Here is an 11,656-nt window from a genome sequence, read left to right as displayed (position 1 = left end):
CCTTTTTGCTCCCTGCCGCCAAGCCCGAGTATGGACTCGGCGGTACTGCTGAACCTCCTGGGCAACGAGAACCGCCGGCGCATCCTGCGGTTGCTCTCGCATAAGTCCTGTTACGTCACGGAGATCAGCGAGTACCTCGGCGTGAGCCCGAAAGCCGTCATCGACCACCTGCGGAAGCTGGAGGAGGCCGGGCTGGTCGAGAGCCACACCGACGACCAGCGGCGGAAGTACTTCCACATCGCCCGCGCGGTCCGGCTGGAAGTCAGCGTCTCGCCGCACAGTTTCGGCGCCAAGAGCGCCTACCCCGCCAGCCGCGGCCTCGACATGACCGGTCGCTGTTCGCATCTGGATCTCGACATCGACGACCGGCCCGAGGGCGACGGGCTGGAGGGGCTGGCCGAGGAGTTCGACCGGCTCCAGAGCCTCGAACGCGAGCTCTCGCTGGCCCAGCGCTGGGTCGACGGCCGGCTGAACGAGGTGCTCGACCGGCTCAACGGCCACATCGGCGCCGAGGCCGACTCGCGCTTCTACGCCGCGGTGCTGTCGGCGGTCGTCACGACCGACGGCTCGCTCCGGGCGATCACGGAGGCGGTCGACGCCGACGCGGCCGCCGTCGAGGACGCGCTGGAGCAGCTGACCGAACGCGGGCTGCTGCGCGAGGTCGACGAGGCGGGCGAGTGGGAGTTGGCGTAGCGGTTTTCGGTCGACGAAGGTTCTAACAGTAACCGTTCGGTGGCTATTCCGTCACGACGACTTCCGCCAGCAACAGCACCGTCACGACGACTTCCGCCAGTAACAGCACCGTCACGACGACTTCCGCCAGCAACAGCAGTTCGATGCTTGGCACCTTGCGACCGCAGTGCGCCGAGCACGAGGCTCGGCGCAGCCCCGAGTCCCCACCCCTCCCCCCGCGAGCGCCGACGGCCGGCGCTCGCGAGGCGTCCACCGCCACCGCAGCCGGCGGTGGCGCGAAGCGCACGCGGCCTCGTGCCGCGTGTCAGAGCGGGACCTCCGGTCCCGCAGGCCGTACGGGCGACGCGTGGGTCGCCCGTACGACAGCGCGAGGGACGAGTGACTGAGCGGTAGCGAAGGAACGAGTCGGCTGGGGAGGGAGCGAGGCGGGAAAACGCGACCAACGGGAGCGGGAAACCGCCTCGATAGCGAGCGAGGCGGGACCGAAGGTCCCGCTGGCAGCCGGCGGCAGAGCCGCCGGCGACGGCGAACGAAGTGAGCCGCGAGCGGTGTGGGCTGTGCGGGGCAGTTGCGGTCACAAGGTGCCAACGATCGAGCCGCTGTTGCTGTCGCGGTCGGCGTTCCAGAAGTCGACGAATCAAGCCACCCTTACCGTCACGACCGGGCGTCGAGACGAAACAGCCTCGGTTCAGAAAATACGACGACCCCAGAATCAGTTCCGAACGAGGCTCGCGCCGTCGAACTCCGTCCGGGTGAAGTCGAGCTGCATCAGGTCGAGGATCGTCGGCGCGATGTCGAGCAGGTCGCTGTCCTCGATGTCCGCGTCGGGCGTGTCGATGAACAGCGAGGCGTTGTCGAAGCTGTGCATCCCGTTCCGGGGGCCGTCCGCGAACACGTCGGTGCCGGCGGTGAAGCCGGCCTTGAGGTCGAACCCGTGGTTGGGGATCGCCACCAGATCCGGCGCGATGTCGTCGTGGTCGCCGCGGAACGCCTGCTCCTTCTCGACGACGCGCTCGCAGACCTTCCGCCCGTCTGGCCCTTCGAGCGCCTCGAGCTCGGCTTTGAGCTCGTCGCGGACCGCGTCGTACTCCTCTTGGGGCACGCTCCCGCGCGGCTCGCGGTCCTCCAGGTTGATGTAGAACCGCCCCGGGATCAGCGAGTACGCCCGCGTGTCGTCGGCGATATCGCCGAGCTCCTCGTGGCCGTCGTCCTGGTAGGAGAGCCAGCCCTCCTGCTCCAGCCACTCGTTGAGGTGGACCTCGTAGTCGAGGCTGGTGAACCCGTGGTCGGAGGCGACGATCAGCGTGGCGTCCTCCGGGAGGTCCTCGCGGATCTTCCCGATGTACTCGTCGACCTGCCGGTAGAACTTCATGAACGCCTCCTTCTCGGGCCCGTCGCGCTCGTAGTCCTCGAACAGGAAGTGGTTCACTCGGTCGGTCGTCATGAACACGCCGAAGAAGAGGTCCCAGTCGTCCTGATCGAGGTAGTGTTTGAACGCCTCGTAGCGCTTATCGAGCGTCGCGTGGGCGTCCTGCATGAACGCCGACTTGTCGTCGTGGCCCTGCTTCACGTCGGCGTCGATCTTGTAGTCGATCGACTCCAGGTACTCGGCGAGCTCGTCGGGGTAGGCGGCCTTCTCGACCGACGGCGAGAGGAACCCCGACACCATGCGCTGGACGTTGCGCTGGGGCGGGAACGTCACCGGGACGTTCAGCACCGTCGCGTCGCGGCCGTCGTTGGCGACGCGGTCCCAGAGGCGGGTAGCCTGCACGTCCCGGCCCATCGGCACGTAGGTGTCGTAGGTCCCGATCTCGCGGTCTTGGAAGCCGTAGACGCCCGTTTCGCCGGGGTTGACGCCCGTCGTGAGCGACGGCCAACAGGCGCTCGACTCGGGCGGAACGATGCTGTCGATCGGACCGGCGCTCCCTTCCTCGGCGAGCGCGGCGAAGTTCGGGAACTCGTCCGGATGCTCGTCGAGCAGACTGAACGGCACGCCGTCGATACCGAGGAAGACGACCCGAGGATCGCTCTCGCCCCGGAGTCGGTCGAACAGTCCCATACCTCGTCGTACCGCCGAACACCTTAAGAACCTTCCCTCTACGGAGTGTTCCGGCCCGCGGTCGATCGGTCATCGGCGTCGGCGCTGGGGGCGAGCCAGCGTCGGCGCCGAGGGCGTACCGCCACCGACGCCGGGGAGTGTGGCATGGGGGCACAAGACTTACCTAGTCGTGTGGCATACTATGACATGCATGGCGACGTCAGAGCAGCACTCCGCCGACGAACTGTTCGACGAGTTCCTCGAAGATCGCGGGCACGACACACGGGGATGGGAGGAGTCCTATAACAAGAAACAGTGTCCGGACTGCGGCGGCCTTCACGAGTCCAACGCGGTGGAGTGTTCGGTCTGCGGCTGGCGGCCCTGAACTCTCCGCCCTGACGGGCGGACCCTTTTTGTTTTTCGACCCGGCGTGATCTGGCAGCTACAGCTGTTCTGCCAGCCACTCGAGGTTCATCACGGCCGCCGAGAGTAGCACGCCGGCGATGGACGCGAGCACGAGGAACGCCGAGACGACGCTGACCATCGGCGTGAGCGAGGACTGGAGCGACGTCCACGCGAGCACGGGCACGGTCTTCACCTCGAAGGACTTCAGGAACAGCGCCATGATGAACTCCTGGAGGCTGACGATAAACGCCACCACCGCGGAGATGATCACGCCGCTGCGGACGTTCGGCAGGATGACGTGGTAGAACACCCGTGTCGGGCGCGCGCCGAGATCCATGCCGGCGTCCCGGAGGCTCCAGTCGAAGCGCGCGAACACCGACTGCATGATGAAGAACACGAGCGGCGTCGCCCAGAGCGTGTGCGCGACGACGATGTTCAGGTAGCTGTTCGTCAGTCCGATCCGGTTGAAGTAGATGAGCAGCGTCAGCCCCAGCACGACCGGCGGGATCAGCAGCGGCAGCAGGACGATCGGCGGGAGCAGTTTCGCCGCGCGGGAGTCCGAGCGCTGGACGGCCAGCGACCCCGTGACCCCGAGCACGGTCGCGAGCAGCGAGGCGCCGACGCCGATCGCGAGGCTGTCGCGGACGGCGCCGAGCCACTCCTCGCTCCCGAAGAACCGCGCGTACCACTCGACCGTGTAGCCGCTCGGCGGGAACGTCAGGTACGACGACTGCTGGAACGACGTCACGAACACGACGACGATCGGCAGCATCAGCAGCCCGAACAGGAGCCAGTAGCCCGCCCGGAACAGCGCGTCCTCGACGCGCTCGCGGGAGATGGCCTCAGACATCTTGAACACCCCCGATCGAACCGGTGAGCAGTCGGATCACGGCCAGCGTCGCCGCGAGCATCGCGGCCAACATCAGGATGGAGAACGCCGCGCCCACCGGCCAGTTGAAGTTCGTGAGCATCAGGTTCCCGATCTCCATGGCGAACGTCGTCTGCTCGCCCGTCCCGAGCTGGGAGGGGGCGGCGTACGCGCCGACGCTCCACGCGAAGGAGACGACGGTCGCGACGGCGACCCCGGGGAGCACCTCGGGGAGCACGACCTCGAAGAACGACCGCGGTCGGGACGCGCCGAGGTCACGTGCGGCCTCCACGACGTCCCAGTCGAGCGTGGAGAGCACGCTGTAGATCGAGAGGACGGCGTACGGGAACACGATGTACACCTGCCCGACGACGGTGCCGAACAGCGAGGGCGCGAACTGGACGCGCTCCCCGATCAGTCCGAGCGAGAGGAGGACGTTGTTGAGGACGCCGTTCGGCGCGAGCAGCGGCCGCCACGCGTACGTCTTCACCACCAGCGTCGTCAGCAGCGGGAGGATCACCGAGAACAGCAGTATCGACTTCGTCAGCCCCTCCGCGCGGTAGGCGGCGTACGCGTAGAACAGCGCGAGCGACACGCCGACCACGGTCGCGATCACCCCGAGCTTGAACGAGAAGAGGATGATCTGGTGGTAGAGGTTCGAGCCGAGGATATCCCCGTACGCCGCGAGCGTCCACCCGCTCTCGTAGAACCCCGACTCGGGCTGGGTGTTGAAGCTCATCCGGACGAGGATGAGGAATGGGACGACGAAGAACACCAGTTCGAACGCCGCGATCGGCGCGATGAGGAACACCGACGTGGCGTCTTGGCGCTTGATGCGCTCCCCGAACCACGCGAACATCGACTCCTCGGAGAGCGCGTCCATCACGTCTCACCCCGGCCGAGGCGGTCACCCTCCGAGAAGACGAGCAGGTCCGACGGGTCCCAAGAGACGACGACGGCGTCGCCGACCTCGAGATCCGTATCCTCGCCGACGCTCTGCTCGAAGAACACGCTCGCGTCCCCGATCTCGACGTAGAACCGGACCGACGACCCGCGGTAGAGCACGTCCGTGATGGTCCCCTCGAGCGCGCTCGTGGCGTCGGCACCTCCCGCGGCTTCGACCACCTGCCCGCCGTCGGTGGCGGGCCGGGCGACGTCGAACTCCTCGGGTCGGAACGAGATCGTGAGCGGATCGCCCGGCGAGACGTCGCCGTTCGGCGTCGGCACCTCGATCTCCTCGGCGAACTCGGTGGCGGCGACGATCCCCCCGTCGACCGACTCCTCGACGGTCGCGTCGACGAGGTTGGTGTCGCCGAGGAACTCCTCGACGAACAGGCTCACGGGGTCGTCGTAGATCTCGCGGGGCTCGCCGACCTGTTCGATCTCGCCGTCGTTCATGATGGCGATGCTGTCCGCGAGCGTGAACGCCTCGTTCTGGTCGTGGGTGACGTGGACGAACGTCGTCTCGACCCCGTCGTGGATGTTGCGCAGTTCGAGCTGCATCTGCTCGCGGAGCCGCTTGTCGAGGTTCGACAGCGGCTCGTCGAGCAGGAGTACGTCCGGCTCGATCGCCAGCGACCGCGCGAGCGCGACGCGCTGCTTCTGCCCGCCGGAGAGGTCGTCGGGGTCGGCGTCTGCGAACTCGCTCATCTCGACGATTTCGAGCACCTCGCGGGCACGCTCCCGGCGTTCGTCCTCGCTGACGCCTTCCATCTTCAGCCCGAACGCGACGTTCTCCAGAACCGTCTTCTGGGGGAACAGCGCCCACGACTGGAACACCATCGCGGTGTCCCGTTCGTAGGGGGGCTGGTCGGTGACGCGCTCGTCGCCGATGTGAACGTGGCCCGAGGTCGGCGTTTCGAGGCCGCCGAGCATTCGGAGCGTCGTGGACTTCCCACAGCCCGACGGGCCGAGCAGACAGAGCAGCTCCCCGTCGTCGACCTCGAGGTCGAGGCCGTCGACTGCGGTCAGATCGCCGTACTCCTTGGTCAGATTTGCGAGTATGACGGACGCCATTACTGGGTCTTCATCCGCTTGAACTTTTCAGAGAACTTCTCGGCGTAGGGGGCGGCCTCCTCCCACTGGGGAATCGACCACTGCTCGGCCTCCGCCGCGGTAGTCGGGAGGTACTGAGCGAGATCGTCCGGGTACGACATGTCCTCGTTCGTGAAGAACAGGGGATGGTCCTCTGCCCACTTGGTCTGGACCTCGGCGTCGAGGAGCATGTTGATGAACTCCTCGCCGAGCTGGCGCTTGTCCGTGCCGCGGACGACCGCCCAGTTGTTCATCCAGCCGGCGTTGGCGTCGGGCATCGAGAACTCGACGTTCTCGTGGTTCTCCATGTCGTAGTAGACCTGATCGAAGTACCACTGGGCGGCGTCGATGGTGCCGTTCCGGAACTGCTCCCAGATGTCGGTCCCCGAGGACGCCCAGCCCTGGATGGGCCAGCTCTCGAGCGTGTTCATGAGCGCGTCGTGCTGCTGTTCCCGATAGAGCTCGCGGGCACCGGGCGCGGCGTCCGTGCCGACGGCCGCGCCGAGCAGCGGGTAGACCCAGAAGCCGGAGTCGACGCCGACGCCGCTCGACTGCTGCACGGCGGCGTTCGTGAAGTCGCTCCACGTCTCCACAGGCGCTTCGAGCTCCGTGTTGTAGAGGATGCTGAGAGGGGCACCGTCGACGGGGGCGCCGTGGGAGTAGGGGCGGATATCCTTGTAGTGCTGGATGACGTTGTCGATGTTCGGGATGTTCTCCTCGTACCGGAGCTCCTCGAACAGCCCCTGTTTCCGGCCGTTGTAGTAGATTGGTTCACACGCGACCGTCACGTCGAACGGCGGGTCGTCGGCCGGCGCGGACTTGATCTTCGCGAGCAGCGAGTTCCACCCGGAGATCAGTTCGAGTTCGGCGTCGAACCGCGACTCGAAGATGGGGCGGATGGCCTCCTCGAACCGCTCGACGTAGTTGCCGCTCCAGACCGTGACCCGCAGCGTCGGCGGACCGCCGGTTCCGCCGAGCACTCCCCCGCAGCCGGCGAGCGCTGTCGCCCCCGCAGTGCCGGCCGCCCCGAGGAACGCCCGGCGGGTCTCAGAGCTGTGTCCGGTGTCTCGCTGCGCTGTTCCGTCTTCGAAGTTACCGCCTGACATACCCGGCGGCAAACAGGGTCCGACATAAAACCCTAGTGGCCTCGAAATTCATTGTGAGAGTCCACAACAAGGGTTTTCGGCAGATTCGGGTATTCGGAAAATCCTCGTTGGAGCGGGGGAGTGACGGCGGAAACGTCGCGACGATCTCCCGAGTCACGGGAGCACGACATCGAGAGGGTCGGGCTCCAGCACCCCACGTGATCGAAGCGGTGCGGTCGCCGTCAGCCCTGTGGAACGGTCGTGAAACGCTCGTCGGCGCCTCTCGCGAACCCACTCCCTTATGGGGGACCGGTCCCTGTAGCCTCCAATGACCGAGACGGACGCTCACGTCACGCGCCTGTTCGGTGGCCCCGGGAGCGGGAAGACGACGGCCCTCCTCGATCGGGTGGAAGAGCTGCTCGAAGACGAGGACGTCACCGTTCGGGACGTGCTCGTGGTCTCCTACACGCGCGCGGCCGCCGCCGAGATCCGCGAGCGGCTCGCCGAGCGCCTCGACACGACGCCGCGGGCGCTGCAGGGGAACGTCTGTACGATGCACGCGAAGGCGTACGAGCTGCTCGACCTCTCCCGCGGCGACGTGGTCGGCGAGAGCGACAAGGAGGAGTTCTGTGAGGAGTACGGCGTCGAGTACGAGGACGAGAAGTCCGGCGCCGGCCGGCGGACCGCGCGGTCGACGACGCTCGGCAACAAGGTGATCGCCACCTCGCAGTGGCTCCAGCGGACCGATCGCGACGTCGCGGACTGGTACGACGTACCGTTCAAGTGGGACGTGGAGGAGGTCCGCCTCCCGCCCGACATCGACCCCAACGCACAGGAGGGGAACAAGTACACGCCGACGTGGCCGTCCGACGACGACCGTCTCGACGTGCCCGAGGCGATCCGCGGCTGGCGCAACTACAAGGGGGAGAACGGCGTCATCGGCTTCGCCGATATGCTCGAACGCGTCGCCCAGCGCTCCCTGCAGCCCAACGTCGACTACCTGATCATCGACGAGTTTCAGGACATCACGACGCTGCAGTCGAAGGTGTACGAGGAGTGGAAACCCCACCTGGAGAAGGCGCTGATCGCCGGCGACGACGACCAGGTCGTGTACGCGTGGCAGGGCGCCGACCCCGACCTGCTGCTCGACGAGACGGTCGACGAGGACGTAGTGTTGCCGAACTCCTACCGCCTCCCCTCCCGCGTGCTCAACGTCGTCAACAAGGAGATTCGACACATCGACAAGCGACAGGAGAAGGATCTCCGACCCCGCAAGGAGGGCGGCGCCGTCGAGGCCGCGGAGTCGCCGTCGATGCTCGAACTGGTGCGGAACGTCCGACACACGATCGAGCAGGAGAACGCCCGCGAGGACGGCGACGGCAGCGTGATGCTGCTGTTCCGGGCCCGCTACCAGATGTTCGACTTCGTCGACGAGTTCATCGACGAGGGGATGCCCTTTTCGTCGCTGACCGACCAGCGGCTCTGGACCGACCGCCTCACGGACTACGTCCGGGCGATCGAGGCGGTCGACGCCGGCGAGCGACTCACCGCGCTCCAAGCCCGGCGGCTGGCGGACATCCTCCAGGAGTCCGCCTTCGGTAGCGGCGAGCGCGACGACCTGTACGACCTGATCGACGAGATCGAGGAGCAGTCCGCGGAGGACGACCTCGCGGAGATCCCGGTCGCGCCCGACGCCGTCGAGGACGCGGTGCCGTTCATGCCCGGCCCCCGCAGCGCCGCGGACATGGCCCGGAAGATCACCTCGTTCCAGCGCAAGTCGATGAAGGCGTACTTCGAGGGCGACTACCGGAAGATGGACCCCGACCGCGTCCGCGTCGGCACGATCCACTCCGCGAAGGGTCGCGAGGCCGACCACGTGTTCGTCGCGACCGACCTGACCGAGAAGGTCGTCGAGCAGATGGCCGCACAGGCCGACCAGCAGGGGCTGGAGACGCCCGGCGACGAGGAGTTCACCAAGACGACCGATCCCGTCCCGATGCTGACGGACAACGAGCGCCGCGTGTTCTACGTCGGGATGTCCCGGGCGCGGGAGCGACTGGTGCTGATGGAGAACCTCGTCACGGGCGCGCCGACGCTGCCGATCAGCGTGGTGCTGTTCGACGAACTCAGAGACGAGCCGCCGGCGGAGCTGATCGACGAGGTACAGGAGTCGCTGGAGGCCCCCGAACCGGAGCCGTGAGCCGGCCGCTCGCTCCCGGTGCGCCCGAGGTCGCCGCGGACCACCCACCCGCTCCGGCGACGGACCTCTCGCCGATCGCCGAGGCAGTCACGGAGCAGGACGCAGCAGCGTTCGTCGCCGTCGGCGACCGCTTCGACGACGACGTGCGCTACCTCTCTCGGTTCGGCGGCCCGGACCGCGCGTACGCCGTCGTCGTGACGCCGGACCGAGCCGTGCTCACCGCGCCGGCGCTGTTCGACGAGCAGGCCGAACGGGAGTTCGTGCGCGGCGCTCCCGACGACGGTGTCGCCCGCGAGGTGCGGACGGAGAAACAGGGCGATCCCGCGGGCGTCCGTGCGGCTGCAGTGCTCGACGACCTCGCCGCGACTGAAACCGTTCTCACGCCCGCGAGCATCCCTCACGACGCCGCGCTCTACCTCGAGGACGCGGGCTACGAACTCCGGTCCACGACCGTCGTCGCCGACGCCCGTGAACGCAAAACCGAGGCCGAACTCGCGTGCCTCCGACGCGTGCAATCGGTCACCTGCCGGGGGATGGCCCGCGCCGAGGCGGTGCTCGCGGCCGCCGAACCGGACGGCGACGAGCTGCTGTTCGCGGGCGAACCGCTCACGACCGAGCGCCTGCGTCGCGAGGTCGACGCGGAGTTGGCCCGCCACGGCGTCCGGAGCGCGGGAAACACCGTTATCGGCGCGGGTCAGACCGCGGCCGATCTCCACTACACCGGAGTCGACCACATCGCACCCGGGGAAACCGTCTTGCTCGACATCTCCCCGCGCGGCCCGCACGGCTACTACGGCGATCTCACGAGAACGTTCACCGTCGACAGCGACGGGGGCTGGGAGCGTCGGGCGTTCGTCGCGGTCGAGCAGGCACACGAGACCGCGCTCGACCACGTCGAAGCGGGCGTGACGGCCGGGACGGTCCACGAGGAGGCGGCCGCCGAGCTCACCGCTCACGGGTTCCGGATCGACTCGGCGGAAGTCGGACTGACCCACGGCGTGGGTCACGGGGTCGGCGTGAGCCTCCACGAAGGCCCATCGCTGCGTGCCGACACGCCGCTCGAAGCGGGGAACGTGGTCACGATCGAACCCGGCGTCTACGATCCGGAGATCGGCGGGGTCCGGATCGAGGATCTCGTCGTCGTGACCGAGAACGGCTCCGAACGGCTGGCGACCTATCCGATCCGGTTCACGCCAGCCTCTCCCGAGTAACGCGCCCTCGACTTTTTGTGGGAGAGCGGGACCAGCGCCCCCGTGGTCTGAGTCGGGCCGCGGGGCGGCCGAGGCGGGAGTACGGCGCACCCCCCGCGGCGTCGGCGTCGCGCCGTCTGTTCGCCACGATCGGGAGCCGCTGCTGTGCCTGGCCGACTTACTCCTCCTCGTCCGACTCCTCGGGATCGGCGACGACGCCTTCCACCGCACGCTCGGCGGCCATCCCCGGCAGGTCGCCGGGCGTCGTCAGGTACTTCGGCAGCAGCACCATCAGCGCCGCGACCACGAGAAAGGCGCCGCCGCCGACGGCGTCGCCGCCGAGCAGTCGCTGGACCGCGTAGATCCCCAACGGGATCGCGAACACGAGGCTGCCCGCGACGCCGACGGTCTCCAGCAGGCCGAGTCGCATCACCCCCACGTAGACGGCCGGCGGCCAAAACGTTCCCGCCACAGAACTGAGAGTGGAAACGCTCTTGAGACACGACCGCGGAGTACCGGGCGTGTTCACCGGCATCGTCGAGCGGACGGGCGAGATCACCGACGTGACGGAGACCGAGGACGGCCGCCGCCTCACCGTGGCGGCGTCGGGACTGGACGACCTCCACCACGGGCAGTCGATCAGCGTCAGCGGCGTCTGTCTCACCGTCGAGGCGTTCGACCGTGCGGACGGTTGGTTTGAGGTGTTCCTCGCGGAAGAGACGGTCGAGAAGACGTATCTCGGCGAACTCGGCGTCGGCGACGCGGTCAACGTCGAGCGCGCGCTCCCGGCGGACGGCCGCTTCGACGGCCACGTCGTGCAGGGCCACGTCGACACCACGGCGACGGTCGAGGCGATCGAACAGGTGGGCGAAGACTGGCGCTACACGTTCTCGCTGCCCGAGTCGGTCAGCCAGTACGTCGTCTCGAAAGGGTCGATCACGGTCGACGGTATCAGCCTCACCGTCGCCGAGCGCGACGAGGGGCGCTTCGAGGTGGCGATCATCCCCGCCACCCGAGAGATCACGACGCTCTCGGAGAAGTCAGTCGGTGATCCGGTCCACCTGGAGGTCGACGTGGTGGCGAAGTACGTCGAGCGGATGACGCAGGGCTACCAGTGAGCCGGCGGAACGGTCAGTAGGCGTT

The 11,656-nt window shown here is 67.7% G+C and carries 11 protein-coding genes; 5 read left to right on the top strand and 6 right to left on the bottom strand.

The features are described from left to right. Window positions 1-30 precede the first annotated feature (30 nt). The gene (locus tag ACQUSM_RS07325; RefSeq protein WP_435117237.1) at window positions 31-693 is read left to right on the top strand and encodes an ArsR/SmtB family transcription factor; all 663 of its coding nucleotides are present in this window, start codon (window positions 31-33) and stop codon (window positions 691-693) included. A 712-nt stretch (window positions 694-1,405) separates the two neighbouring features. Here the strand turns inward: ACQUSM_RS07325 and ACQUSM_RS07320 are convergent. Next, window positions 1,406-2,752, bottom strand: coding sequence for an alkaline phosphatase family protein (locus ACQUSM_RS07320; protein ID WP_435117235.1), 1,347 nt, complete (start codon window positions 2,750-2,752; stop codon window positions 1,406-1,408). Window positions 2,753-2,942: 190 nt separating this feature from the next. On the opposite strand from ACQUSM_RS07320, the gene ACQUSM_RS07315 reads away from it, so the two are divergent. Then, entirely contained in the window at window positions 2,943-3,116 is a 174-nt protein-coding gene (locus tag ACQUSM_RS07315) for an HVO_0416 family zinc finger protein (protein WP_202594637.1), read from the top strand. A gap of 57 nt (window positions 3,117-3,173) precedes the next feature. Here ACQUSM_RS07315 and ACQUSM_RS07310 read toward each other — a convergent pair whose 3' ends face one another. The 4 genes from ACQUSM_RS07310 to ACQUSM_RS07295 are packed head-to-tail and all read right to left on the bottom strand — an operon-like array spanning window position 3,174 to window position 7,144. Then, window positions 3,174-3,986 carry an ABC transporter permease gene (locus tag ACQUSM_RS07310; RefSeq protein ID WP_435117232.1) on the bottom strand — a complete coding sequence of 271 codons (813 nt, stop codon included), beginning with the start codon at window positions 3,984-3,986 and terminating at the stop codon, window positions 3,174-3,176. Continuing rightward, window positions 3,979-4,887, bottom strand: coding sequence for an ABC transporter permease (locus tag ACQUSM_RS07305; protein WP_435117229.1), 909 nt, complete (start codon window positions 4,885-4,887; stop codon window positions 3,979-3,981). Before ACQUSM_RS07305 ends, ACQUSM_RS07310 begins: the two co-directional genes overlap by 8 nt. Continuing rightward, window positions 4,887-6,020, bottom strand: coding sequence for an ABC transporter ATP-binding protein (locus tag ACQUSM_RS07300; protein ID WP_435117227.1), 1,134 nt, complete (start codon window positions 6,018-6,020; stop codon window positions 4,887-4,889). Before ACQUSM_RS07300 ends, ACQUSM_RS07305 begins: the two co-directional genes overlap by 1 nt. After that, window positions 6,020-7,144: an ABC transporter substrate-binding protein gene (locus ACQUSM_RS07295; RefSeq protein ID WP_435117225.1), complete on the bottom strand. Its 1,125-nt coding sequence runs from the start codon at window positions 7,142-7,144 to the stop codon at window positions 6,020-6,022. The genes ACQUSM_RS07300 and ACQUSM_RS07295 overlap by 1 nt, the downstream gene beginning before the upstream one ends. A gap of 307 nt (window positions 7,145-7,451) precedes the next feature. Between ACQUSM_RS07295 and ACQUSM_RS07290 the strand changes: the two genes are divergently transcribed. Beyond that, complete coding sequence (locus tag ACQUSM_RS07290; protein WP_435117223.1) at window positions 7,452-9,323, top strand: UvrD-helicase domain-containing protein; 1,872 nt, start codon at window positions 7,452-7,454, stop codon at window positions 9,321-9,323. Then, the gene (locus tag ACQUSM_RS07285) at window positions 9,320-10,534 is read left to right on the top strand and encodes a M24 family metallopeptidase (protein ID WP_435117221.1); all 1,215 of its coding nucleotides are present in this window, start codon (window positions 9,320-9,322) and stop codon (window positions 10,532-10,534) included. The genes ACQUSM_RS07290 and ACQUSM_RS07285 overlap by 4 nt, the downstream gene beginning before the upstream one ends. A 157-nt stretch (window positions 10,535-10,691) precedes the next feature. Here the strand turns inward: ACQUSM_RS07285 and ACQUSM_RS07280 are convergent, their stop codons facing one another. Beyond that, entirely contained in the window at window positions 10,692-10,943 is a 252-nt protein-coding gene (locus tag ACQUSM_RS07280; RefSeq protein ID WP_435117219.1) for a DUF7533 family protein, read from the bottom strand. 91 nt (window positions 10,944-11,034) lie between these two features. On the opposite strand from ACQUSM_RS07280, the gene ACQUSM_RS07275 reads away from it, so the two are divergent. Further along, entirely contained in the window at window positions 11,035-11,631 is a 597-nt protein-coding gene (locus ACQUSM_RS07275) for a riboflavin synthase (protein WP_435117217.1), read from the top strand. Window positions 11,632-11,656: the final 25 nt, after the last annotated feature.

The organism is Halolamina sp. C58 (assembly GCF_051195095.1).
Taxonomy (GTDB): Archaea; Halobacteriota; Halobacteria; order Halobacteriales; family Haloferacaceae; genus Halolamina.
Note: the sequence above shows the minus strand (reverse complement) of the source record. Positions and strands in the feature narration are given on the sequence as shown.